The sequence below is a fragment of the Paraburkholderia sp. SSBN10T genome (genome assembly GCF_056619545.1).
The window spans coordinates 128,541-153,374 of sequence record NZ_JBWQQI010000007.1; the positions used below are offsets into that span (position 1 = coordinate 128,541).

A 24,834-nucleotide genomic window follows, 5' to 3' on the forward strand; every position below is an offset into this window, starting at 1 on the left:
TCTTGCAGGAGAGCACGGAAAGTGGGCTCAGACGCGTGTCGGGCCCCGAGACTTTCGATGCGCTAGCGGGTCTGCCCGGCACGTGCGCTCAGCGCCGCCCGGACCCGCCCTTCGTCGAGGTGATAGTGGCACAACTCGACACCCTCACACACCAAAACCGGCACTAGCTCGTTATAACGTGTTTCGAGTGCAGGATCGGCGTCGATGTCGACGACTTCGACCTTCGCGCCGAACTCAGCCAGCAACGGCACGAGTGCGGCGCGCATCTCTTCGCAGAGGTGGCACCACGCGCGCCCATACAGCGTGAGCGGTGCCGCCATCGTCACTTCTGCGCCGAACCGCCGCGCGGCCGCAGCGGCACGAACTGGGTGTTGTCGCCGCGACGCACGAGCAGCGCGACCATCTTTTGCGGATCGAGATGCGCGGCCACTTCGTCGAACTGCTTCGCGTTGACGATATCCGTGTCGCCGACGCGCAGGATGATGTCACCCTTTTGCAAGCCAACCCGGGCGGCGGGCCCGTCCACCTGATCGACCTGCACGCCGCCCTTCACCTTAAGCGTCTTCTGCTGGTCGGCCGGGATGTCGCTGACCGCAATGCCCAGCGAGTTGGTGGCGCGCTGCTTGGGCGGCGGCGCCTGCTTCTCGTCCGTCTTGGCGGTCTTGTCCGGTTGCATTTCGGCAATCGTGACCGGCAGGTCGCGCGTTTGCCCCTTGCGCCAGACGGTGATGCTCGCCTTGGTGCCCGGCTTCGTATCGCCGACCATGCGCGGCAAATCGGTTGCCGTATCGACGGAATGACCGTTGAACTTCAGGATGATGTCGCCCGGCTGCACGCCTGCCTTGTCGGCCGGACCGCCCGGTTCGACGCTGCTGACGAGCGCGCCTTCAGCGGTCGGCAGGCCGAGCGAATCGGCCACGTCCTTGGTCACTTCGCCGATGGCCACCGCAATCCGGCCGCGCGTGACTTTACCCGTGCTCTTCAACTGATCGGCCACACGCATCGCTTCGTCGATCGGGATCGCGAACGAAATGCCCATAAAACCGCCGGTGCGGCTATAGATCTGCGAGTTGATGCCGATCACCTCACCCTGCATGTTGATCAGCGGGCCGCCTGAGTTGCCTGGGTTCACCGGCACGTCGGTCTGAATAAACGGCAGGTAGTCGCCGGTATCGCGCCCCTTGGCGCTGACAATGCCCGCGGTGACGGTGTTTTCCAGGCCGAACGGCGAGCCGATCGCGACAACCCATTCGCCCACGCGCACCTTGGTCGAATCGCCGATCGTGACTGCCGGCAGATTCGATGCGTTGATCTTCACGACCGCGACGTCGGTGCGATCGTCGACGCCGATCAGCTTGGCCTTGAATTCGCGCTTGTCGGTCAGCGTAACGTAGATGTTGTCGGCATCGTCGACCACGTGGGCATTGGTCATCACGTAGCCATCCTGCGACAGGATGAAGCCGGAGCCCACACCGCTGCTCTGCTCGGAATCGGCGTTGTCCGGCGTGTCCTGACTGCCGCCGCTGCCACCACTTCCGCCACTGCTGCTGCCGTTATCGCCGTTGTCACCGCCGCCGCCGCGCGGCGAACCGGGCTGCTGCGGCAACGGAATGCCGAAAAAGCGCCGGAAAAACTCGGACATATCGCCATCGTCGAGCCCCGGCGGCAAGCCACGGGTGCTGCCGCCGCTCGACACGCGAGTGGTAGTGCGAATGTTGACGACCGCCGGGCCGACTTTGTCGACGAGATCGGTGAAGTCGGGGAGATTGGCTGCGGGAGCCGCCGACGCCGCATGCGGCACAAGCGGCAGACAAACCGCCACCAGCGCGGCTGCGAGGAATTTGCGCACCGTGAAAATCGTCATATCGTAGCCAACCGAGGGATTCGAGGGATTACTTGGGAGCCTTATATTCTATGGCAGACGCAAATTGCTGCAATGTGGCTTGGGGCACTTCCCCTAGCAGAGTAATCCAGAAGTCACCTTGACGCTTAACCAGCACGTGCGTCGCCCCGCTACTGCCCGCGCCTTCCTTGCGCGTGTTGTTTTCAACCGGCTCGACAAATACCGAAATCGCCGCCAGACCGTCCGAAAACACGGCCTGATCGACCGGGATGGCGGGCTCGCCGGGGTCGCGTGCCGCCATTGGGCGACGCAACTCGCGAATCTTATGGAAGCCCGGCACGCTGGGCGCGATCTGCCATCCTTGCGCTTCCATGTCCACGGCCTCGACCGGCGGCCGTACGAGCGTCCAGCCAGCCGTATTGTGGATACCGTTGACGATCGCGGTCTTATCCACCGGGACACCGATGCTGATCTGCGAGAACGATAACTGCTCGAGCACCTGGCCGCTCGGGTCGAGCGTCTGGGCTCGCAGCAGCAAGCCGGTCTTTTTGTCCGCCCAAAGCTTGTAGGCAAAGCGGAACGCGTCTTTCGGATCGAGCTCGACGACCTCACTGTCGACACCGGCCACGCGGTCGGCGCCCAGCAGCTTCGGCTCATACACCGATAACACCTGGTCGCTGCTAGCGGCTAGCAGTGCCGGAAACGAATCTTTGTTTTGGCGCTTTTCGACGACGCAAAGATGCCGCTCAGGGATGAACGTGTACATTTCGTCGTTATGGCGCAACATCTTGCGCGGCTTGCCGTCCAGGCTTTCGAGCTGTTCGAACTCGCCGTCGTTACGGGTGGCGTAGTGCACGATCCGCGACGTCTGGACGAAATTGCCCCGTTGATAGACGAACGCACCCTCGTAATTCTGCTGCTGGGCAGCCTGGTGAATCCGGTTGAGCAAGTCCACCGCAGTGCGGCGGACGACGAGCGGATCGTCGGATTGCGCAAAGACACGCGGCGTGGCGGACAACAATACGGCTGCACAGAACAGGAATGCCGGCAGCCGCCCCCAGATAGTCGTTTTATTCAACCGCAGTGTCTGCATCAGACTATTGGCCTTGCGTGGTCATGGCGGAGGTACGAATCAGCGGCATGGAACCGGGCATGACCGGTTGCTGCGCGAACTGCTGATGAGCTTCCAGATACTGGTCGAGGCTGGCGTCGCGGATGATGTTGCCGTCCTGAACCGGCTGGGCCGTCACCGCCGGCACGGAGGCCATCGCCACACGCTGCACGACATCGCCATGGGACTGGACAGACGCGAGCTGGGCCACGCCCGTTCCACCCGGTACGCCCTGCAGTTGCGGCACAACGATCCACGTCAGCGTGGCGGCGGCAGCGGCAACCGCAAATGCGGGCACCACACGGCGGCGCAGAGCCAGCAAACGGCGCGCAACCGGCATCGCAGCGGGCGCCAGCACGTGCGGCTCCTGCTCGAAACGGCTGGCAAAGCCGGCGAGGAACGCACTGCTGGTCGCCGGGCTGACCGCCAGATCGTCCGAACGCAGCGCGTCGCCGATCAGGTGGTAGTGCGACCAGGATGCACGATCTTCGTGATCCAGCTCGGAAATAAACGTGTTCAGATGCTCTTCGCCGAACAGCTCACCGTCGACAAAAGCGGACAGACGCTCGCCTCGCGAGCTTGCTTGCGATTGCATCGAGACCGACCCCATGATGCTCCCCATCTTACAGACACCCCTAGTGACACCACCTAACCCAGATATTGCCTCATTGCCCCGCCGGGCTGGCTGGCCGACTACCAGCGTTTGCCTTCGGGTGTGTCAAGCAATGGACGCAATTTTGCCGCAATGGCTTCGCGAGCGCGAAAAATTCGTGATCTGACCGTGCCGATTGGGCACCCCATCATCTCAGCGATTTCTTCGTAGCTCAAACCTTCAATTTCACGAAGAGTAATGGCGGTGCGCAACTCTTCCGGTAAAACCGCCATCGCAGCATTGACCGTCTCGGCGATCTGCTTGCTCATCAACATCGACTCAGGCGTGTTGATATCCCTTAGTTGGTCGGCATCCGAGAAAGTTTCAGCTTCTTCAGCATCTGCTTCGGTCGAAGTGGGTGCGCGCCGACCCTGGGTGGCAAGGTAGTTCTTTGCCGTGTTGACTGCAATCCGGTACAACCACGTATAAAAGGCCGATTCGCCGCGGAATTGGGGCAGCGCCCGGTATGCCTTGATAAAGGCATCCTGAGCCACGTCCTCAACTTCAGCGGGATCTCGCACGAGGCGCGAGATCAGCCGGAGTATCTTGCGGTGGTATTTGGAGACCAGAAGCTCGAACGCGGCCTTGTCGCCCTTCTGGACGCGTTCGACCAGCACCTGATCAATTTCTTTTTCGCTCACCTGATAAATCCGTTAACTATAGGGTGCATCGCGGGGCACCATTGTAGCGTCCCCATCATCGCGTCAGGTTGCCAAGGTAACACCGGTTACAGTCGTTACAGTCAGACGCGTGAGGCACGCCGGCCCAGCACGGCCAGTTCCCGGAACGCTTCGCCGCAAAGCGTGTCGGCCATGAGCAGGAAGATCCGTGAACGTCCATCCGCGCCGGCGAGCGCCAGAATGAGAAGCCACCCGCTCCACTGCGAACAGCCGGCAATACGGCCCTGCGCGAGCATCTGCCCCGTGCGGTTCCAGACGGTGAGGCCATCGGACCCGATTTTGATCGCAGCGGGTTCGGCACGCCAATACCGCCACGCGCCCAGCAGCAGCGCGGCCAACACAGCCAGCGAAGCAGGCGCTGCCTGGATATCGCCAAGCCAGCCTGCGAGGCTCGCCTTAACTGCGGTCACGGCAATCAGGATAAACACGATTGTTGCCCCGCGAAGCGCAACGGAGCGCCGCAGGATAATCTGCGGCGCTCCGTTGGGCGACGCCGGTCCGGGCTGATGCGCCGGACCGGCTAGCAAGGGCTGTGAGGTCAAACGGTCAGGCCCGGATCAGGCGCGCTTGAAGACCAGCGTGCCGTTCGTGCCGCCGAACCCAAACGAGTTCTTCAGCGCGATGTCGATCTTCATCTCCCGCGCGGTGTTGGCGCAGTAATCCAGATCGCATTCCGGATCCTGGTTGAAGATGTTGATGGTCGGCGGCGAGATCTGATGATGCACGGCCAGCACGGTGAACACGGACTCGAGACCGCCCGCGCCACCCAACAGGTGGCCCGTCATCGACTTGGTCGAATTCACCACCATGCTCTTCGCATGGTCGCCGAAGGCGCGCTTGATGCCGGTGGTTTCCGCGAGGTCGCCGAGCGGCGTGGAGGTGCCGTGCGCGTTCAGATAGTTCACCTCGTCGACGTTCACGCCCGCGTTCTTCAGTGCCGCCAGCATGCAACGGCGCGCGCCGTCGCCGTTTTCCAACGGGGCAGTCATGTGATAGGCGTCGCCGCTCATCCCATAGCCGCTCACTTCGGCGTAAATCTTGGCGCCGCGCGCCTTCGCGTGTTCGTACTCTTCGAGCACCATCACGCCGGCGCCCTCGCCCAGCACGAAGCCGTCGCGATCCTTATCCCAGGGACGGCTCGCCGTGGCGGGATCGTCATTGCGTTGCGACAGCGCGCGCGCCGCCGCGAAACCGCCGATGCCGAGCGGCGACACAGTCGATTCCGCTCCGCCCGCGATCATCACGTCCGCGTCGCCGTATTCGATCAGGCGCGAAGCCTCGCCGATGCAATGCAGGCCGGTGGTACACGCCGTGACGATGGCGAGGTTCGGGCCCTTGATGCCGAACTTGATCGACAGGTGGCCGGAGATCATGTTGATGATCGAGGCCGGCACGAAGAACGGCGAAATCCGGCGCGGGCCGCGATTCAGCAATTCCGTCTGCGTCACTTCGATCATCGGCAGACCGCCGATGCCCGAGCCGACCACGACACCGACGCGCTCGGCGTTTTCTTCAGTGATTTCGAGACCGCTATCCTGCATCGCCTGGATGCCGGCAGCGACGCCGTAATGGATAAACGTATCCATATGGCGCGCTTCCTTACCGGGGACGTAGTCCTCGATATTGAAGCCCTTCACCTCACCGGCGAAGCGGGTCGAGAAGTTCGACGCGTCGAACTTCGTGATGTCGGCAATACCTGACTTGCCGGCGACCAGATTGGCCCAGCCGTCGGCAACATTATTGCCAACAGGCGAAATCAGCCCCAGGCCTGTAACAACAACACGACGACGGCTCACGGTAACCTCTTTTTCATGGGTGACAAAAGCAAAAGCCACAGTGGACACAGGAATCGGACCTGTGAGCCCTGTGGCTGTTAACCTGGAAACTGCGCGGGTAAATTCGCTGGCATATGCACCAGCCAACTCACCGCCCGCTGCGCTGGAGACGTCATCGCCAACTCCGTCGGCAATAGCACCAGCCCTGCGGATGCCGGAAACCGGCCCGACAGGGCGTCACACGCCGCCAACCCGGCAACGCGGGCGCGAATGACCTTAGGCCTTGACGTTTGCGCGAGCGTAGTCGATCGCTTGCTGAACGGTCGTGATCTTTTCAGCTTCTTCATCCGGAATTTCCATGCCGAATTCGTCTTCGAGGGCCATCACGAGTTCGACGGTGTCGAGCGAGTCAGCGCCGAGGTCGTTCACGAACGATGCTTCGTTCTTGATCTCCGCTTCGGCAACGCCCAGTTGTTCTGCGACGATCTTCTTGACGCGCTGTTCGATATTGTCCATTAACCCCTCCAAGGGAAAAGAAGTTCAAAAATACAGGTGCGCGCATTTTATCAGGTTTGCCCCTCAAAAAAGCGGCGCGCACGGTTCCTGTCAAGGCATCCGCCCCACGCGTCGAGAAACGCGTCACGGCGCGGATGGTAACCGAATTCCGTTACGACATGTACATGCCGCCGTTCACATGCAGCGTCGTGCCGGTGATATATCCAGCCTGCGGCGAAGCAAGAAACGCGACGGCATGCGCGATGTCTTCCGGGCTGCCCAGACGGCCCAGCGGAATCTGGGTCTTCAGCGCGGCCTGCTGCTCTTCCGGCAAGGTCTTCGTCATGTCGGTGTCGATGAAGCCTGGCGCCACGCAGTTCACGGTGATGCCGCGACTGCCGATCTCACGCGCGAGCGCCCGCGTCATGCCCGCTACGCCGGCCTTCGCCGCCGCGTAGTTGACCTGCCCCGGGTTGCCGGCCGAGCCGACCACCGACGTGATGTTGATGATGCGGCCGCCGCGCGCCTTCATCATCGGGCGCAGCACGGCGCGCGACAAGCGGAACACGGACTTGAGATTGGTGTCGATCACCGCATCCCAGTCGTCGTCCTTCATGCGCATTGCCAGTTGATCCTGGGTGATGCCCGCGTTGTTCACCAGCACATGCAACGCGCCGAATTCCTTTACGGTGCCGTCGATCAGCGCTTCCGCTGCAGCCGCATCGTTCACGTTCAGTACTGCACCACGGCCGTTCACACCTTCGGCCTTGAATGCTTCGGTAATGGCGCTTGCGCCGCTTTCGCTGGTTGCCGTGCCGATCACGGTTGCGCCCTGACGCGCCAGTTCGAGCGCAATGGCGCGGCCAATGCCGCGCGACGCGCCGGTTACGATCGCGATCTGCTTATCGAGAGTCTTTTCCATCTGTCAGTCCGGAGTGCCCTTACGGGCTAATTGCAATCTTGAGGCTGGCTGGTGTTGTTGGCTGCTGCTGACGCAGCGCTCAGGCCGTCACGAGCTTAAGCGTTTCTTCGAGCGAAGCCGGATCGAACACCGAAGCGCCGACCAGATTGCCGTCGATGCGTTTGGTCAAACCCGCCAGCACCTTACCCGGGCCGCATTCGATCACGTGCGTCACGCCCTGGCCCGCCATGACCTGCACGCATTCGACCCAACGCACCGCACCGGCTGCCTGGCGCACGAGGGCATCCTTGATAGCGGCAGGTTCGTTGACGATGGTCACGTCGACGTTGTTGACGACGGGAATCTTCGGCACCTGCACCTCGACGCTCGCCAGATACTCGCGCAACTGGTCCGAAGCGGGCTTGAGCAGCGACGAATGGAACGGCGCGGACACCGGCAGCGGCAGCGCGCGCTTCGCACCCGCCGCCTTGGCGAGTTCGCAAGCCTTCTCGACTGCAGCCTTATGGCCGGCGATCACGACTTGTGCCGGCGCATTGAAATTCACGGCTTCCACGACACCCACGGACGCCGCTTCGGCACACACCGCGCGCACCGTGTCGTCGTCGAGACCGAGGATCGCCGCCATGCCGCCCACGCCCACCGGCACAGCCGTTTGCATGGCTTGCGCGCGGAAGCGCACGAGCGGCACCGCATCACGGAACGCCAGCGCGCCGGCGGCGACCAGCGCCGTATACTCGCCGAGGCTGTGGCCAGCGACGATCGCCGGCGCCGGACCGCCCGCAGCCTGCCATGCGCGGTAGATCGCGTAAGCGGCAATCAGCATGACGGGTTGGGTATTGGTGGTGAGGTTCAGATCGTCGGCCGGACCTTCGGCGATCAGCTTGCCCAGATCCTGACCAAGCGCGTCGGAGGCTTCCTGAACCGTCTCGCGCACGATGGCGTGATCGGCAAATGCGTTGAGCATGCCGACCGACTGCGAGCCCTGACCAGGAAAAACGAACGCAAATTTCATGGGATACTCAAAATTCGATGTTTCAGATGCGTACGGCACGCGGCCCTAGCGACGCGATTCATCGCTGCGGGCGGCGCAACCGACGCGCCGCCTCATGCAGCCGCTCCCGCAGCCGGTCAATAGCGGATAACCGACGCGCCCCACGTGAAGCCGCCGCCCACGCCTTCGATCAGAACGTTCTGGCCGCGCTTGATGCGGCCGTCGCGCACGGCGACGTCGAATGCGAGCGGGATGGAGGCAGCCGACGTATTGCCGTGCTCGCCCACGGTGACGACCATTCGTTCCTGCGGCAGGCCGAGCTTGCGGCACGTGCTTTGCATGATACGGATATTGGCCTGATGCGGAATCAGCCAATCGACCTGTTCCGGTGCGAGCCCAGCTTTGGTAAGCGCTTCGACCGCGACCTTCTCCAGCACGTTGACCGCGAGCTTGAACACCGCCTGGCCATCCATATACAGGAACGCGCTGCCGGCGATCACGCCACCGTTCACGTTGCCCGGCGTGCAGAGGATGTTGGAGTGGCTGCCGTCGGCATGCAGGGCGCTCGAGAGCACGCCCGGCTCATCGGAGGCCGACAGGATGATTGCGCCGGCGCCGTCGCCGAACAGCACGCAGGTGGTGCGGTCGTTGAAATCGAGCAGGCGCGAAAAAGTCTCCGCGCCGATCACCAGCGCGGTGCGATGCTGACCGCTGCGGATGAAACTGTCGGCCGTTGCCACTGCATAGGCGAAGCCGGAACAGACGGCCTGCACGTCGAACGCCGCGCCGTTGTTCTTGATGCCGAGCTTGTTTTGCAGCAGGCACGCCGTGCTGGGGAACACATAGTCCGGCGTGGACGTGGCAACAATGATCAGATCGATCGATTGCGGGTCGATATCGGCCGCTTCGATCGCACGTTGGGCGGCGACCAGCGCGAGATCGCTGGTGGTGACATCAGGTTCTGCGAAGTGGCGCGCGTGGATGCCCGTGCGGGCCACGATCCACTCGTCGCTCGTCTCGACGCCCTGCCTGGCGAGACGTTCAGCCAGTTCCTGATTGGTGACGCGTCCGGGAGGCAGATAGCTGCCGGTTCCCAGCACGCGGGAATAAATTGTCGATTGAGCCATTATGCCTTCGAGGATAGCGCAGCGTAGGGCTCGGCTGGCTGGCCTGCGGCCGGGCTTGCGTAACCCGCACCGCTTGCGTCGCGCGTTGCCTGTTCCAGAGAACCCGCGTTCTCTTCCATGGCCCGCGCAAGGCGTTCCAGCACGCCGTTTTTGACGGCATCATACCCGCGTTTGATTGCCCACTCAAACGCGTAGGCGTCTGCCGAGCCGTGGCTCTTGATCACAAGACTGCGCAGGCCGAGCAGTGCAGCACCATTGTATTGCCGATGGTCCACACGCTTCTTGAAGCGCATTAACACCGGCCATGCAAGGACCGCCATCACCTTGGTCAGCCACGAACGGCCGAACTCTTCCTTGATGATGTTGTTCAGCATTTGCGCGAGCCCTTCCGACGTCTTCAGCGCGACATTGCCGACGAAACCGTCGCAGACGATCACGTCGGTCGTGCCCTTATAGATGTCGTCGCCTTCGACGTTACCGTGAAAATTCAGTGTACTCGCTCGCAGCAGTTCACCGGCACGCTTGATGGTCTCGTTGCCCTTGATGACCTCTTCGCCGATGTTGAGCAGGCCGATCGTAGGACGGTCTTTGCCCTCCAGCGCGGACACAAGCGCATGCCCCATCTCCGCGAACTGCAGCAGATGCTGCGGCTCGCAATCGACGTTGGCGCCCAGGTCGAGCATCATCGTATAGCCGGTGGGATTGGGCAGCGCGAACGCAATCGCCGGGCGCTCGATGCCCGGGAGCGTTTTCAGAACATAGCGGGACACTGCCATCAGCGCGCCGGTGTTGCCGGCGGAGATGCAGGCCTGAGCCTCGCCTTCCTTGACGCGGTTCAACGCGACGCGCATCGACGAGTCTTTCTTCTTGCGCAGCGCGACCTCAACCGGATCGTCCATGGCGACGATCTCGGAAGCGGGCACAACGACCAGAGCAGGCTCGCCCTCAGCCTTTAACTTCTTGAGCTGGGCGCGAATGGCGCTTTCGATGCCAACCAGCATCAGTTGCGCATCAGGATGCGAACGAACGAAATTGACAGCCGCGGGAACGGTCACGGACGGGCCGTGGTCGCCCCCCATGCAATCTATTGTGAGCTTTACTGTCATGGAGTGCGACGAATTTCAGGCGTAAAAAAGCGGCAGTAGAATGCCGCCTTTTTGTCGAGCCGGGAAAATGTCAAGCGAGCCGATCGCCACGCGAAACGCCAAGGGGCGCAACGCTGTGGAACGATTAGTCGTTCTTCGTCTTGACGACTTTCTTGCCGCGATAGTAGCCGTTCGGGCTAACGTGGTGACGCAGATGCACCTCACCCGTGCTCGGTTCGACAGCCAGCGGCGCTGCGGTGAGGAAATCGTGCGAGCGGTGCATGCCGCGCTTCGACGGCGACTTCTTGTTTTGTTGGACTGCCATGATAACTCCTAAAAATTTTCCGAATTCTAACACAGCCCGATACTGCAATCGCCACTGGCCGGATGGCCGGCGCGCCGCATCGTGCTCCTATGCAACTGTTCAGTGCTTTTCGCCGCCGGGACCGCCCTTTTTAAGGGCTTCGAGCGCCGCAAACGGATTGGGCCGAGCGGGCTCATCGCCCTCTTCAGCCTCACCCTGCGCGGCTTCGTCGCCCTCTTCACCCGCCACCCCTGACACGAGAGACTCGTGCACTTCAGGGCAGACATCATGCTTGGGCACCAGCGGCAAACTCAGCAGCAACTCTTCTTCGATCAAGTCGATAAGATCGAACTGGGTTGAACCCACGATCACATCGACTTCATCCTCGTCGAGCGGAAACTCTTCGGCTTCCGCCTCAGTGTTGACGATCCGATATGTCGCATCGACGTTGAACGCCTGCTCATACGGCGCGAGACACCGCTGACATTCGAGCCATGCAACCCCGTGAATCGCGAGCCTGAGATAAGGCTGCGGACCCTCGGTGCCGTCGTCCTGCAATTCCGGCTGCGTCGCCCCTTCGGCCTGCCAGGTGAACGCGCTTGCGCGCTCTGGCGCTTCCGCCGGAACTTCGTTTAACATGCGCGGCAGTTGCGAGACGCGCACGACACCCGCGGCCTGGCGCCCACTGCGCGCGAATTCGAACAGATCGAGCTCATGCGGGTCGGTAAGACCAGCAGGTTTGCCAGGATGTTGAGTCATGTGCGCTCCTGCGTCGGCACGGATTTAGCCGGGGTAATCGGTAGGTGCCTTGTATGTTGCCCGTTAAGGCGCTGCTTCCACTACGAGACAAACCCTAGTTGCAGCAAGGCTGCGGCGGGTATGGAGCTCACTTGCAACATGGAGGCAACATGCACATACCGATGAAAAGCCCAAAATCATATCCGTTTTGTCTTTTCGAGTCAAACACTTAAGCCCGCACGCGCCAAGGCCCGTGTGGCCTGCCCTCTCTAGCCGTTGGTTCACCATGCCGGATACCCCTTCCCGCCCGCCGCGCCTGATTCTGGCGTCGAGTTCGCGCTATCGCCGCGAGCTTCTGGAACGCCTGCGCGTATCGTTCGACGTCATTGTGCCGGCTGTCGACGAAACGCCCCTGCCGGGCGAAACGCCCGAAACGACCGCACTGCGGCTCGCCGAAGTCAAAGCGCGCGCCGTTGCCGCCCAACTGAACGCCGGCGAGCACGCCCTGGTGATCGGCTCGGATCAGGTCGCCACCTACGACGGCCTGCAAATCGGCAAGCCGGGCTCGCACGACAAGGCGCTCGCCCAGTTGCAGGCCATGCGCGGCCGCGAAGTGCTGTTTCATAGCGCGCTGTGCCTGTTCAATAGTCGCAACCGCAGCGCGCAGACGCTCGACGTCATCACCACGGTCCGCTTCAGGAATCTTTCCGACGCCGAGCTGGACGCCTATCTGCGCGCCGAAACACCTTACGACGTGGCCGGCAGCGCCAAATCCGAAGGGCTCGGCATTGCGCTGCTGGATGCGATCAGGTCGGACGATCCGACGGCGCTCGTCGGACTGCCGCTGATTGCGCTGTCGCAGATGCTGCTGGCGGCAGGCTTTCCTTTGCTGGGGGCGCAATGAGCGGCACACTGTATTTGATCCCGAACACGCTCGGCGAAGGCGACGCCGCGGCGCTCGACGCAGTCCTGCCCGCACCGGTACGGGCTCGCGCGGCGGCCCTGCACTACTACATTGGCGAAAACGCGAAAACCACCCGCGCTTTCCTGAAGAAGGTCGGTACCGAGCGCCCGATCCAGGAAATTGAAATTCGCGAACTGAATGTGAACACACCGGCGGGTGAGATCGACAAGCTGCTGGCGCCGCTTCTGGCCGGTACTGACGCCGGCCTTGTCTCCGAGGCCGGCTGTCCGGCCGTAGCCGATCCGGGTGCTTTGCTGGTGCGGCGGGCGCACGAACGCGGCGTCAAGGTCGTGCCGTTCGTCGGCCCGAGTTCGATCCTGCTGGCATTGATGGCTTCCGGACTGAACGGCCAGAGCTTTGCATTTCACGGCTACTTGCCTGTGGATGCGGCCGAACGGGCCAAGCGGTTGCGCGAGCTGGAACAGCAATCGCGCAAGGGGAAGCAGACCCAGATCTTCATTGAGACGCCTTATCGCAACAAGGCGCTGCTCGACACGCTGCTGGCAAGCTGCGCGCCGTCGACGCTGGTTTGTGTGGCGGTCGACCTGACGCTGGAAACGGAGACCATCGCCAGCCGCACGGCGGCGGACTGGAAAAAGGCGCCGGCGCCTGATTTGCACAAGCGCCCGGCGATTTTCCTGCTGCTTGCCGTTTGACAGGCTGACGGCATGCCCGCCGCCGATGCCGCCCCCTGCGGTACCCGGCGGCGCTCAGCCGCCACGCCTCTCACCGCAAGCTCATCTTCCCGCCCAGCACCAGCGCATGAACCGCGGCGCTGCCGACCGCCGCGCCAAACTTGCGCGCAACGCGGTCGGTGATGCTTTCCTTGACGGTGTAGTCGACGATATCCGGCGCCTTGATGATCTCGCGCGCCACATAGTCGGCGTCGCCGAAGCCATCCGCCAGCCCCAGGTCGACGCTCTGCTGGCCGGTCCAGAACAGGCCCGAGAAGATATCCGGCGTCTCATGCAGCCGCTTGCCGCGGCCTTCGCGCACCGCGTCGATGAACTGCTGGTGGATCTGATCGAGCATTTCCTGTGCGTGCGCGTCCATCTTCGGCGTTTCCGGCGAGAACGGGTCGAAAAAGCCCTTGTTCTCACCCGAAGTATGCAGACGCCGCTGGACGCCCAGCTTGTCCATCAGGCCGGTAAAGCCGAAACCGTCCATCAGCACGCCGATGGAACCGACGATGCTCGCCTTGTCCACGTAAATCTTGTCCGCCGCTGCCGCCGCGTAGTAGCCGCCCGAAGCGCACATGTCGCCCACCACCACGTACAGCGGAATAGACGGATATTTGGTGCGCAACCGGCGAATATCGCGATTGATGATGCCCGCCTGCACCGGACTACCGCCCGGACTGTTGCAGCTCAGGATCACGCCCGCGGTGCCGGCATCGTCGAAGGCGCTTTCCAGCGCGGAGTCGACGTCGTCGGCATTGGCATTGGTGTCCGCGGCAATTTCGCCGTCGAGTGTGATCAGCGCCGTGTGACGCCCGGTCGTGGCAACCTTCTCACCGGAAAAGTCGAAGACACCCCAGACAACCAGCAGCAGCACGGCAATGAACACAAAACGGAAAAAGATTTTCCAGCGGCGCGCCGCACGCTGCTCGCTGATCGCAGCCAGCGCAATGCGCTCGAGCGCGGCGCGTTCCCAGCCCGGTTCATCGGCGGGGGGCGGCTTGCGACCCGCGGAGGACGGTTGGTTCGGATCGGGAGTGAGATTGTCGGACATGCGTCGCAGATCGAAGAGTCAGGGGGTGACCGGACGCAGGTCGTCGTCCGGCAGCCAGAATACCGCGCGGCCATCCGGCGTATCCCGTTCGTCGACCTGAACGGGACGCAGCCTGCCGCCACGGCACGGACCGCCGACACATTTACCTGTGTCCGGCGCGTAAATTGCGCCGTGCGTGGCGCACATCAAGTATAAACTCGAAGATTCGAAGAACTGACCCTCAACCCAATCGAGCTCCATCGGCACGTGCGCGCAACGGTTCAGATAACCATAAGCGTGGCCACCATACCGGACAAAAAAGACAATTGCCTCGCCGCCGGCATATTTCGCCGCGCGCCGCAGCCCTGCTCCGCCGTCGATCAGTTCATCGGAGGCGCATACCCGGACCGGCTCCATGGCAGCCGCGCTCATGCGTTCTCGCGCAGCCAGGCGGACAATGCGCTCACGCTCGGGGCGACAAACCTTGGCTCGAGCGCCGACAACGAAGCAGCCGGATGCGCGCCGTAGGTGACGCCAATGCCCGCCACGCCCGCATTGATCGCCATCTGCAGATCATGAGTCGTATCCCCGACCATCACCGTGCGCGCCAGATCCTGGCCCAGTTCGCGGGTCAGTTCGTGCAGCATCGCCGGATGGGGCTTCGAGAAGGTTTCGTCGGCGCAGCGCGTGCCGTCGAACAGGCTGGTGAGGCGCGACTGGTCGAGCGCGCGGTTCAGGCCCACCCGGCTCTTGCCGGTGGCGACACCGAGCAGATAGCCCTGATCGCGCAACTCCTGCAGCATCTCGCGCACACCGGCAAAAAGTTCGGTGGTCTGGTCTTTCACCAGGTAATGGAAGCGGTAGCGCTCGGCAAGACGCGGATACTCCGATGGATCGAGCGTGGGCGCGGCGATCTGCAGCGCGTCGCGCAGGCCGAGGCCGATCACATAGCTGGCCGCCTCGTCCGCCGGCACCGGCAAACCGAGATCGCGGCACGCCGACTGGATACTGCGCGTGATATGCGCGGTCGAATCCATCAAGGTGCCGTCCCAATCGAAGACGATCAGATCAAATTGCTCTCTAGCCATGCGTATCCGTCTCCGGGTTTGACCCTTGGTTAATCTCATTGAGCTGGTCGATAAAGCGGCGGCATTCGGCCGGCAGCGGCGCCTCGAACTGCAGCACTGCTCCCGTAGCGGGGTGCGTCAGCTTGAGCCGGTATGCATGCAGAAACATCCGCTTTAGCCCTGGACGCGCATTGGTGCGCGCCAGCTCTTTATTCAGCGCGAAGTCGCCGTATTTAGCGTCACCGACGATCGGCAACGCCAGATGCGCCAGGTGAACCCGGATCTGATGCGTGCGGCCGGTCTTCAGTTCCGCTTCGAGCAATGCGTAGTCCGGCCAGCGGTTCACCAGGTTGAAGACCGTGTGAGACGCGAGGCCGTCCGCCTGAACCCGCACGCGGCGCTCGCCGTCCGCCGTCAGATATTTGTGCAGCGGCTCCTTGACCGCCCGGCGGCGGCCCCAGTCGCTCGCCCACTCGCCGTGCACGCAGGCGTAGTAGCGCTTGTCCATCTTGTTCTCGCGGATCTGCTCGTGCAGGCCGACTAGCGCCGCGCGCTTCTTGGCCAGCATCAGCACGCCGGAGGTCTCGCGGTCCAGCCGATGCACCAGTTCGAGGAATTTTGCCTGCGGACGCGCCTCGCGCATCTGCTCGATCACCCCGAACGCCACTCCGCTGCCGCCGTGCACGGCGACGCCGGCCGGTTTGTCGATGACCAGCATGTGGTCATCTTCAAAAAGAATATCGAAATGGCCGGCCGGCACCTGATTGTGAGTGCTCGCTTCGGTTCCCTGGGCAATTCGGATGGGCGGGACACGCACCAGATCGCCATGCTCGAGGCGGTACTGGGCGTCGACCCGGCCCTTGTTTACACGCACTTCCCCGCTACGCAGAATGCGGTAAATGTGGCTCTTCGGCACACCTTTACAAACGCGCAACAGGAAGTTGTCGATGCGCTGTCCGGCCGCGCCGTCGTCGATCTCGATCATCGAGACCTGGTCGCTTGCGACCGATTTCTGGGATATTTTGCCTAACTCTTTCATTCTGAATATAATTTGCCCAGCAGTCTGCGGCGGCCGGCGCATTGTCCGGTATTCTGGCGGTCTGCGCAGGTGCAAGCGATAAACAGTCATTTTACTTGCGCCCGGGTCTGGTTGCTCACCCGCATAACGAGATGCAACAAGTTGTACGCACGGAGTCAGCACCCGGCAGGGACGGCGCCCACAGGCGCGTTCGGTCACGGTCGGCTCCGCGGTAACGGAATTTTGGTAAAAAAGAATTTAACTGCGAGCCTCTGGTATCGGGCGGTTTGACGCCCTGCAGGACGAGGCTTCCGGTTGCGAAAATACGGCGTGCGCCCAAGGCGTCTTGTAGAAAGTACAAGACATGGCGACGTCAAAATGAGGCGAGACACCCCCGGCGAGAAAAGACGCGCCTATTGCGCGAACTTCCCGCTGCGGCTCGACCACAGTCTTCGACCCTCCGGTCACGCGCCCAGTTGGCGCACCGGCGCGAGTGGATGAAGGCGTGTGCAGGTCAGCCGGCAGTACCCGCGGCGTGTCGGGCCGTTATTTGAAGCCGTGTTCGCATGTGCCCTGCGGCACCGCGTCCTTTTGTACGGACCGGGCCCTCTCAGGCAATTCTCCCCGCCATTTTTCCCGCTCCAGCGTGCTTGTGAAAACACAATAAGGCGCGGCATGCCGCTGCCCTGATCGTCCTTTGCGTCCGACAAACGCTAAGGCGTGGGCAGGCTAAGCCGCTCTGGAGCCGTTCAATGAAACGCATGTTGTTCAACGCGACGCAGCAGGAAGAACTGCGCGTAGCCATCGTCGATGGGCAAAAACTCATCGATATCGACATCGAAACCGCCGGGCGCGAACAGCGCAAAGGCAATATTTACAAGGGCATCATCACCCGCATCGAGCCGTCGCTCGAAGCCTGTTTCGTCAACTATGGCGAAGACCGCCACGGTTTTCTGCCATTCAAGGAAGTCGCCCGTCAGTATTTCCGTGACGGCGTCGACATGCGCTCCGCCCGTATCCAGGACGCCCTGAAAGAAGGTCAGGAACTGATCGTCCAGGTCGAAAAGGAAGAACGCGGCAACAAGGGCGCCGCTCTCACCACCTTCATTTCGCTGGCGGGCCGCTACCTGGTCCTGATGCCGAACAACCCGCGCGGCGGCGGCGTGTCGCGCCGGATCGAAGGCGACGACCGTCAGGAACTGCGCGAAACCATGGCGCAACTCCAATTGCCGGACGGCATGAGCATCATCGCGCGCACGGCCGGCATTGGCCGCTCCGCCGAAGAGCTGCAGTGGGACCTGAACTATCTGATGCAACTGTGGCGCGCGATCGAAGCCGCGTCGCAAAGCGGCTCGGCTGGCCAGCCGATGCTGATTTATCTCGAATCGAGCCTCGTCATCCGCGCGATTCGCGACTATTTCCAGCCGGATATCGGCGAAATCCTCATCGACACCACGGAAATCCATGACCAGGCCCGCGCCTTCATGGACATCGTGATGCCGGACAATGTCAGCAAGGTGAAGCGGTATCACGACGATGTGCCGCTTTTCTCGCGCTTCCAGATCGAACACCAGATCGAAACGGCCTATTCGCGCACGGTGCCGCTGCCCTCGGGCGGCGCGATCGTGATCGACCACACCGAAGCGCTGGTGGCGATCGACGTGAACTCGGCGCGCGCCACCAAGGGCGCCGACATCGAGGAAACCGCGGCCCGTACCAACCTCGAAGCCGCCGACGAAGTGGCCCGCCAGTTGCGTCTGCGCGACCTGGGCGGCCTGATCGTGATCGACTTCATCGACATGGAATCGGCCAAGAGCCAGCGTGAAGTCGAACAGCGCCTGAAAGATGCGTTGAAGCACGACCGCGCGCGCGTGCAGATGGGCAAGATTTCGCGTTTCGGCCTGATGGAGCTGTCGCGCCAGCGTCTGCGCCCGGCCCTCTCGGAAGGCAGCCACGTCACCTGCCCGCGCTGCAACGGCACGGGCCACATCCGCGATACCGAATCGTCCGCGCTGCAAGTGCTGCGGATCATTCAGGAAGAAGCGATGAAGGAAAACACCGCGGCAATCCATTGCCAGGTGCCGGTCGAAGTGACCGCCTTCCTGCTGAACGAGAAGCGTGCCGAAATCAACAAGATCGAGTCGCGTTTCAAGGTCAATGTCGTCCTGATCCCGAACAAGCACCTCGACACGCCGCATTACAAGCTCGAGCGCCTGCGTCACGACGACGCGCGCCTCGACGATCCGCGCGCTTCGTGGAAGATGGCCGAAGAAGCGGCCCGCGAACTGGAATCGGAAACCGGTTACAGCAAGCGCGCCGAAGAAGTGAAGCCGAAGCAGGAAGCGGCGGTCAAGGGCATCACGCCTGAAAAGCCGGCGCCGAGCGCACCGGTTCGCCCCGCTGCACCGGCTACGCCTGCGCCTGTCGCAGTCACGCCGGCTAGCGGTGGCTTAATCGGCTGGCTGAAGAAGCTGTTCGGCGCGGCGCCGGCGGCTCCGGCACCGGCAGCACCGGCCCCCGTCGAGCAGACGGCGCGCCCGGCACGCGGCGATCGCCCGGAGCGCGGCGAGCGCAACGGCGAACGCGGCGGCGAGCGTAACCGCAACCGCCGTGGCGGCGCGAGCGGCCGTGATGGTGCGGCGCGCGGCGAAGGTGCGGCGTTGGGCGGCCGTCAGGGCCAGCCGTCGCAGCGGCGCGAAGAACGTGAAGGCCGCGAGGGTCGTGAAACTCGCGAGGGCCGTGAGCCGCGCGAAGCACGCGAACCGCGTGAGGGTCGTGAAGCCCGTGAACCGCGTAGTGGCCGTGAGCCGCGCGAAGGTCGTGAAAGCCGCGACAACCGTGGCGAGCGCGAAGGCCGTGAAAACCGCGGCGAACGTGCCGAGCGCGGCGAAGCGGTGGAAAGCGCAGCGCGTGGCGAGCGCCAGGAACGCGGTGAACGTCGCGAACGTGGCGAGCGTCCGGAACGTAGCGAGCGCCGCAAGCAGCAGCCGGAAGCCGCTGAAGCGCTGATCCAGGACGAAAACCAGACGGATCTTCTGACCCAGAACCAGGCCGGCAGCCTCGAAGGCGGCGCCCCCGTCGATCAGGAAGCCGTAGCCCGTGAGGGCGAAGAGCGTCGTCGTCGTCGTCGCGGTCGCCGTGGTGGTCGTCGCGAGCGTGAAGAAGAAGGCGTGAGCGGCAACCTCGGTGCGGAAGGCGCTGAGTCTGCCGAAGGTGCCGAAGCAGGTAGCGAAACGGCCATCGCAGCAGTCGAGATGCCGGCCCAACAGCCGCGTCATGAAGCGCCGGCCGCGCCGGTTGAAGTAGCCGTCGCAGCCGTGGCAACGGAAACCGCTGTCGCCACCGAACTGCACGCTGCAACGCAAACGACGGCTCCGCCTGCCGAACAGGTTGCCAGCACCGAAGCCTTCGCGCCGGCCGCACAAGCTGCTGTGTCCGAAGCCCCGGTTGTCGCGCAAGCCGAACCGGCTCACTTTGCATTCGCACCGGCGGCGCCGGCCGCTCCCGTGGCGCCTGTGGCTCCGGTCGAAACCAAAGCCGCAGCAACCCCTGTCGAAACGGCGAGCGCAGCGCCGGCAGCCCCGGCGGTGGAAACCCCGGCAGTTGAGGCGCCTGTGTACGCACCGGCAGCCGCCGAACCGGCAGTCGTCGAAACGGCTGCAGCCGAGCCGGTCGCCGCTGCGGCACCGATCGCACAAGCAGCACCGGCCGCTCCGGCAGTCGAAGTTGCTGCTCCGGTGGAAGCACAGCCGGTGGCCGAAGCCGCGCCGCAAGTCGTTGCCGAAACCATGGCCCCGGCCTCGCCGCAACCGGCAGTTGCACCGGTGCAAGCGCCCGCGCAAGCCCCGCTTGAGGCAGCCGAGCCGGCGCCTGCTGCTGCTCCGCAAGCGGCCGCGCGCAACGGCCTGTCGCCGGAAGCCCTGCAACCGGTGCTGGAAAGCGCCGGCCTCGTGTGGGTCAATACCGACGCCGCCAAGCTGCGTGCCGCCCAGGAAGCCGCTACGCAGACCGTGAAGCCGGTCCGCGTGCCGCGCGAGCGCAAGCCGTTGCCGCCGGCCGACAGCACACCGATGCAACAGGTCGAAACGGCGAAGCACCCGCAGTAAGCCGTCACGCCCGGCGCCGTGAGGTGTCGCGCAGGACGAAAAGCCCGCCCTTATCGGCGGGCTTTTTGTTGCCCGCCTGAGGGTATTCGCCCCACTACGGGCAGCCGGCCCTTCCGCTAAAATGGAAGACTGCACTCATTTGAAGCAATTCATGTCCCGACGCATCATCCCTGTTGCCGATCTCAGCACGGTGCCGGTTATTTCCGGCCCCGTGCAGGCGCCGAGCGGCGTGCTGCGCGATACCTTGTCGCGCCCGCTGCGGGATCTGCGCATCTCGGTGACGGACCGGTGCAACTTCCGCTGCGTCTACTGCATGCCGCGCGCGGTGTTCGACAAGGATTACGCCTTCTTGCCGCACAACGCGCTACTGAGCTTCGAGGAAATCGAGCGGCTCGCCGGCGTATTCGTGGCGCATGGAGTCGAAAAGATCCGCCTGACCGGCGGCGAACCGCTGTTGCGCAAGAATCTGGAATACCTGATCGAGCGGCTCGCCCAGCTCAGGACGCCGGAAGGCCGGCCGCTCGATCTCACCCTCACCACCAACGGTTCGCTGCTCGCGCGCAAGGCACGCAGTCTGAAGGACGCCGGCCTGACCCGCGTCACGGTAAGTCTCGACGCGCTCGACGACGCGCTGTTTCGCCGCATGAACGACGCCGACTTCGCTGTGAACGACGTGCTCGAGGGCATCGCCGCCGCGCAGGCAGTCGGCCTTGCGCCCGTGAAGGTCAACATGGTGGTCAAGCGCGGCACCAACGACACGGAAATCGTGCCGATGGCACGCCACTTCAAAGGCTCCGGCTGCGTGTTGCGCTTCATCGAGTACATGGATGTGGGCACCTCGAACGGCTGGAACATGGCCGAAGTGCTGCCGTCTGCCGAGGTCGTCGAGCGGATTGCCGAACACTTTCCGCTGGCGCCGCTCGAGGCGCACAGCGCCGCCGAAACCGCGCAGCGCTGGGGCTATACGGACGGCAGCGGCGAAATCGGCGTGATCTCAAGCGTGACGCGTGCGTTCTGCGGCACCTGCACGCGGGCCCGGCTGTCCACGGAAGGCAAGCTGTATCTGTGCCTGTTCGCATCAGCGGGACACGACCTGCGTGCGCTGGTGCGCAACGGCTCGAGTGACGCGGAGATCGCCTCCGCGGTTGCCCAGATCTGGCAGGGCCGCGCCGACCGTTACTCGCAGTTGCGCGGCAGCGGCGAGGCCGCGTCGCATGCGCCGGACGAGCGCCGCGTCGAAATGTCCTACATCGGCGGCTGAGGCCGTCTTGCCTGCCGCCCTCGCCCCCACGCCCGCCAACCTCACCGGCCTCGTCCTCGCCGGTGGCCGCGGCACGCGCATGGGCGGCGTCGACAAAGGCCTGCAAACCCTGCACGGCGAAGCACTGGCGTTGCACGTCCTGAAGCGCCTCGCGCCGCAGACCGGGCCGCTGCTGATCAGCGCCAATCGCCATCCCGAGGTCTACGCAGCGCTTGGCGCGCCATTCGGCGCGACTGTCGTGACGGATACGCTGGCGGACTTCCCGGGACCGCTGGCGGGTTTGCTGGCCGGCTTGCGCGCCGCCCGCACGGCGTTCGTCCTCAGCGCGCCGTGCGACTCGCCCGGGCTGCCCGCCGACCTCGCCGCCCGTCTCGTGGAGGCGCTCGACGCGCAGCAGGCCGATATCGCTACTGTCATCACCGCCGACGCCAACGGGAAGACGTCCATCCACCCGGTCTTCGCCTTGTTGCGCACGAGCCTCGCCGACGACCTCTCAGCCTTTCTGGAGGCGGGTGAACGCAAGGTCCGCGCGTGGTACGCGCGCCACAGGACGGTCGAAGTCGCCTTTCCCGATGAGCGCGCGTTTTACAATATCAATTCTTTGCAAGAACTCGCCGACCTCGAACGTCATTGAGACGTCCCGGAGATCGTAGCCGTTGTCCTGCTCCGGCCGCACGGCGGCCACCGGATCCGTTCCGGCCGACCGTATCCGGCCGCGACGCCTCTCCATTCATGACCACACTTAACGAATTTTCCAGTTGCGTCGCACAGTACGATCCTCAGGCGTTGCCGGTCACGGCCGCTCAGGCGATCGTGCGGCAGTGGGCCACCCCGGTCACGGCCGTCGAACGCGTACCGCTGCACGACGCGCTCGACCGCGTGCTGGCCGCGGACATCGTGTCGCCGGGCAATGTGCCCGCGCACGACAACTCGGCCATGGACGGCTACGCATTCAACAGCGATGCGCTCGCCGGCCAGGGCGATGCCGTTGAACTGGGCGTCGCCGGCAAGGCGCTGGCCGGCCATCCCTTTGGCGGCGCCGTCGCGATAACGGAATGCGTGCGGGTCATGACGGGGGCCACGATGCCGGCCGGTTGCGACACGGTTGTGCCGCAAGAACTGGTCACGCGCAGCGGCGAGACCATCTGTTTTGCCGCCTCGGCCGTGCGCGGCGGGGCCAACCGCCGTCTCGCCGGCGAGGATCTGGCGCTCGGCAGCGCCGCACTGCGCGCCGGCCGTGTCCTGCGCGCCTCGGACCTCGGCCTGCTTGCTTCGCTTGGGATCGGTGAAGTGCCGGTACGGCGCCGTCTGCGGGTTGCGTTCTTTTCGACCGGCGACGAACTGCGCTCGCTCGGCGAACCGCTCGATCCAGGCTGCGTGTACGACAGCAACCGTCACACGCTGTTTGCGATGCTGCGGCGGATGAACATCGATACGCTCGACCTCGGCGTGGTGCGCGATCAGCCCGCCGCGCTCGAAGCCGCGCTGCGCAGCGCGGCGGCCAGCGCCGACGTGGTCCTGACCTCGGGCGGTGTATCGGTCGGCGAAGCGGATTTCACCCAGCAGTTGCTGCGGACCTTCGGCGACGTTGCATTCTGGAGCCTGGCGATGCGCCCGGGCCGCCCGCTCGCATTCGGCCGCGTCTGGTCAGGCGAGCGCCCCGGTCTCGGCCTGCCTGCACTGTTCTTCGGCCTGCCGGGCAATCCCGTCGCCGTGATGGTGACGTTCTATCAGATCGTGCGCGAGGCGCTGCTGGTCATGTCGGGCGCTACGCCGCAAGCGGTCCCGCTCGTGCAGGCCCAAAGCCGCGACCTGATCCGCAAACGCGCGGGCCGCACCGAGTATCAACGCGGGATAGCCGAGCGCGACACGCGCGGCCAATGGCATGTCACGCCGACCGGCTCGCAAAGCTCGGGGGTCCTTAGTTCGATGAGCGAAGCCAACTGCTTTATCGTGCTCGAGCACGAGCGCGCTGACGTAGGCGCCGGCGAAAGCGTCGATATCATGCTGTTCGACGGCCTGATCTGAGGCTCGCGCGCCCTAGCCGATTTTTACCCAGACGCTACTCTTACCCTCTACCCTTACTACGACCAACGGGTTTGATCTACATGAAAAAACAGATCTCTTTCATCGGGCCGGGACAGACCGCCAAGGCACTGATCCTGGTGTATCTGACCTTCAGCGTGCCGATCGTGCTGCTCGGCGTGCTGGTCGCGTTTATCCGCTACGGTTCGGTCGAGTTGAGCACCGTGTTCAGCGCGCTGTTGCTGAATGCGATCCTCGGTTTCGTGCTGCTGTGGATTGCCTGCCATGCGTATAACTGGGTGGCGTCGCGTTTCGGCGGCATCGAGATCCAGTTGAGCGACGTACCCGAGGAAGCATGATGACTGCCACGATCCGTGCGGCCACACCCGCCGACGTCGGCGCGATTTTCTCGTTGATGCTCGAGTTGGCCGAGTTCGAGAAACTGACGCATCTGTTCGTCGCCACCGAAGCCGGCGTGCATGATGCGCTGTTTGGCGCGCGGCCGGCGTCGGAAGCCATGGTCGCCCAGCAGGAAGACGGCAGCATCGTCGGTTATGCGTTGTATTTCCATAACTTCTCGACCTTCCTCGGCCGGCGTGGGCTGTATCTGGAAGACCTCTACGTGCAACCGTCGCAGCGCGGCACCGGTCTCGGCACGCGGATGCTGCGGCAACTGGCGGCGTTGGCGGTCGAGCGGCAATGCGGCCGCTTCGAATGGACCGTGCTCGACTGGAATCAGCCGGCAATCGATTTCTACGAGAAGTTGGGCGCGACAGTGTTGCCCGACTGGCGCGTCGTGCGCATCACGGGTGACGCGCTGGACGAGTTGGCGGGCGCAGCAGCGCTAAAGGCATAGCGACCGCGGGCTGCGGCACGCAATTGCGCAACGCGCACCGCCACCCGCGATCTGACACAGCCCGCCCCTATCCGCCGCCTGCCCGGCCCTGATTGGTCCCTTCC

26 protein-coding genes are annotated in these 24,834 nt (G+C 63.8%); 8 read left to right on the forward strand and 18 right to left on the reverse strand.

All coding sequences use genetic code 11. The features are described 5' to 3' along the window. Positions 1-62: 62 nt before the first annotated feature. The 14 genes from AC1ECK_RS13160 to AC1ECK_RS13225 form a co-directional block, all read right to left on the reverse strand. Positions 63-326, reverse strand: coding sequence for a glutaredoxin family protein (locus AC1ECK_RS13160; RefSeq protein ID WP_480319679.1), 264 nt, complete (start codon positions 324-326; stop codon positions 63-65). Further along, entirely contained in the window at positions 323-1,864 is a 1,542-nt protein-coding gene (locus AC1ECK_RS13165; protein ID WP_480319681.1) for a DegQ family serine endoprotease, read from the reverse strand. Before AC1ECK_RS13165 ends, AC1ECK_RS13160 begins: the two co-directional genes overlap by 4 nt. 28 nt (positions 1,865-1,892) lie before the next feature. Continuing rightward, positions 1,893-2,936: a MucB/RseB C-terminal domain-containing protein gene (locus AC1ECK_RS13170; protein WP_480319683.1), complete on the reverse strand. Its 1,044-nt coding sequence runs from the start codon at positions 2,934-2,936 to the stop codon at positions 1,893-1,895. 4 nt (positions 2,937-2,940) lie between these two features. Continuing rightward, on the reverse strand, positions 2,941-3,564 hold the full coding sequence (locus AC1ECK_RS13175; RefSeq protein WP_480319685.1) for a sigma-E factor negative regulatory protein: 624 nt from the start codon (positions 3,562-3,564) through the stop codon (positions 2,941-2,943). 83 nt (positions 3,565-3,647) lie between these two features. After that, the gene (gene rpoE / locus AC1ECK_RS13180; RefSeq protein ID WP_006051939.1) at positions 3,648-4,247 is read right to left on the reverse strand and encodes an RNA polymerase sigma factor RpoE; all 600 of its coding nucleotides are present in this window, start codon (positions 4,245-4,247) and stop codon (positions 3,648-3,650) included. A gap of 101 nt (positions 4,248-4,348) precedes the next feature. Continuing rightward, on the reverse strand, positions 4,349-4,714 hold the full coding sequence (locus AC1ECK_RS13185; protein ID WP_480319687.1) for a protein YgfX: 366 nt from the start codon (positions 4,712-4,714) through the stop codon (positions 4,349-4,351). Positions 4,715-4,843: 129 nt separating this feature from the next. Further along, on the reverse strand, positions 4,844-6,082 hold the full coding sequence (gene fabF, locus AC1ECK_RS13190) for a beta-ketoacyl-ACP synthase II (protein WP_480319690.1): 1,239 nt from the start codon (positions 6,080-6,082) through the stop codon (positions 4,844-4,846). Positions 6,083-6,337: 255 nt separating this feature from the next. Continuing rightward, complete coding sequence (gene acpP, locus AC1ECK_RS13195; RefSeq protein ID WP_004197638.1) at positions 6,338-6,577, reverse strand: acyl carrier protein; 240 nt, start codon at positions 6,575-6,577, stop codon at positions 6,338-6,340. A gap of 151 nt (positions 6,578-6,728) precedes the next feature. After that, entirely contained in the window at positions 6,729-7,478 is a 750-nt protein-coding gene (fabG, locus tag AC1ECK_RS13200; RefSeq protein ID WP_480319692.1) for a 3-oxoacyl-ACP reductase FabG, read from the reverse strand. Between the two features lie 79 nt (positions 7,479-7,557). Beyond that, positions 7,558-8,490 carry an ACP S-malonyltransferase gene (fabD, locus tag AC1ECK_RS13205; RefSeq protein ID WP_480319694.1) on the reverse strand — a complete coding sequence of 311 codons (933 nt, stop codon included), beginning with the start codon at positions 8,488-8,490 and terminating at the stop codon, positions 7,558-7,560. Between the two features lie 116 nt (positions 8,491-8,606). Beyond that, a complete protein-coding gene (locus AC1ECK_RS13210) occupies positions 8,607-9,596 on the reverse strand; it encodes a beta-ketoacyl-ACP synthase III (RefSeq protein ID WP_480319696.1) in 990 nt (329 codons plus the stop codon). Continuing rightward, a complete protein-coding gene (gene plsX, locus AC1ECK_RS13215) occupies positions 9,596-10,702 on the reverse strand; it encodes a phosphate acyltransferase PlsX (RefSeq protein ID WP_480319698.1) in 1,107 nt (368 codons plus the stop codon). Before plsX ends, AC1ECK_RS13210 begins: the two co-directional genes overlap by 1 nt. 124 nt (positions 10,703-10,826) lie before the next feature. Further along, the gene (gene rpmF, locus AC1ECK_RS13220) at positions 10,827-11,006 is read right to left on the reverse strand and encodes a 50S ribosomal protein L32 (RefSeq protein WP_006051932.1); all 180 of its coding nucleotides are present in this window, start codon (positions 11,004-11,006) and stop codon (positions 10,827-10,829) included. 99 nt (positions 11,007-11,105) lie between these two features. Further along, positions 11,106-11,744, reverse strand: coding sequence for a DUF177 domain-containing protein (locus tag AC1ECK_RS13225; RefSeq protein WP_480319700.1), 639 nt, complete (start codon positions 11,742-11,744; stop codon positions 11,106-11,108). Between the two features lie 265 nt (positions 11,745-12,009). Here AC1ECK_RS13225 and AC1ECK_RS13230 point away from each other — a divergent pair, with 265 nt between their 5' ends. Continuing rightward, positions 12,010-12,627, forward strand: coding sequence for a Maf-like protein (locus tag AC1ECK_RS13230; protein ID WP_480319702.1), 618 nt, complete (start codon positions 12,010-12,012; stop codon positions 12,625-12,627). Beyond that, positions 12,624-13,343 carry an SAM-dependent methyltransferase gene (locus AC1ECK_RS13235; protein ID WP_480319704.1) on the forward strand — a complete coding sequence of 240 codons (720 nt, stop codon included), beginning with the start codon at positions 12,624-12,626 and terminating at the stop codon, positions 13,341-13,343. Before AC1ECK_RS13230 ends, AC1ECK_RS13235 begins: the two co-directional genes overlap by 4 nt. 70 nt (positions 13,344-13,413) lie before the next feature. Here AC1ECK_RS13235 and AC1ECK_RS13240 read toward each other — a convergent pair whose 3' ends face one another. Genes AC1ECK_RS13240 through AC1ECK_RS13255 form a run of 4 tightly spaced genes read right to left on the reverse strand, consistent with a single transcriptional unit; the run spans position 13,414 to position 16,503 of the window. Continuing rightward, positions 13,414-14,418, reverse strand: coding sequence for a S49 family peptidase (locus tag AC1ECK_RS13240; protein WP_480319706.1), 1,005 nt, complete (start codon positions 14,416-14,418; stop codon positions 13,414-13,416). An 18-nt stretch (positions 14,419-14,436) separates the two neighbouring features. Beyond that, complete coding sequence (locus tag AC1ECK_RS13245) at positions 14,437-14,829, reverse strand: Rieske (2Fe-2S) protein (RefSeq protein ID WP_480319708.1); 393 nt, start codon at positions 14,827-14,829, stop codon at positions 14,437-14,439. After that, a complete protein-coding gene (locus AC1ECK_RS13250) occupies positions 14,826-15,485 on the reverse strand; it encodes an HAD-IA family hydrolase (protein WP_480319710.1) in 660 nt (219 codons plus the stop codon). Before AC1ECK_RS13250 ends, AC1ECK_RS13245 begins: the two co-directional genes overlap by 4 nt. Beyond that, the gene (locus tag AC1ECK_RS13255) at positions 15,478-16,503 is read right to left on the reverse strand and encodes an RluA family pseudouridine synthase (RefSeq protein ID WP_480320120.1); all 1,026 of its coding nucleotides are present in this window, start codon (positions 16,501-16,503) and stop codon (positions 15,478-15,480) included. Before AC1ECK_RS13255 ends, AC1ECK_RS13250 begins: the two co-directional genes overlap by 8 nt. Before the next feature lie 731 nt (positions 16,504-17,234). Here AC1ECK_RS13255 and AC1ECK_RS13260 point away from each other — a divergent pair. The 6 genes from AC1ECK_RS13260 (at position 17,235) to AC1ECK_RS13285 (ending at position 24,730) form a co-directional block, all read left to right on the forward strand. After that, positions 17,235-20,588, forward strand: a complete 3,354-nt coding sequence (locus tag AC1ECK_RS13260) for an Rne/Rng family ribonuclease (RefSeq protein WP_480319712.1) — start codon at positions 17,235-17,237, stop codon at positions 20,586-20,588. Between the two features lie 151 nt (positions 20,589-20,739). Beyond that, complete coding sequence (gene moaA / locus AC1ECK_RS13265; protein ID WP_480319714.1) at positions 20,740-21,849, forward strand: GTP 3',8-cyclase MoaA; 1,110 nt, start codon at positions 20,740-20,742, stop codon at positions 21,847-21,849. A gap of 79 nt (positions 21,850-21,928) precedes the next feature. Further along, entirely contained in the window at positions 21,929-22,483 is a 555-nt protein-coding gene (mobA, locus tag AC1ECK_RS13270; protein WP_480320122.1) for a molybdenum cofactor guanylyltransferase MobA, read from the forward strand. A gap of 98 nt (positions 22,484-22,581) precedes the next feature. Continuing rightward, positions 22,582-23,877: a molybdopterin molybdotransferase MoeA gene (gene moeA / locus AC1ECK_RS13275; RefSeq protein ID WP_480319716.1), complete on the forward strand. Its 1,296-nt coding sequence runs from the start codon at positions 22,582-22,584 to the stop codon at positions 23,875-23,877. A gap of 80 nt (positions 23,878-23,957) precedes the next feature. Further along, positions 23,958-24,233 carry a hypothetical protein gene (locus AC1ECK_RS13280; protein WP_480319717.1) on the forward strand — a complete coding sequence of 92 codons (276 nt, stop codon included), beginning with the start codon at positions 23,958-23,960 and terminating at the stop codon, positions 24,231-24,233. Next, the gene (locus tag AC1ECK_RS13285) at positions 24,233-24,730 is read left to right on the forward strand and encodes an N-acetyltransferase family protein (RefSeq protein ID WP_480320124.1); all 498 of its coding nucleotides are present in this window, start codon (positions 24,233-24,235) and stop codon (positions 24,728-24,730) included. The genes AC1ECK_RS13280 and AC1ECK_RS13285 overlap by 1 nt, the downstream gene beginning before the upstream one ends. The last annotated feature ends 104 nt before the right edge of the window (positions 24,731-24,834 follow it).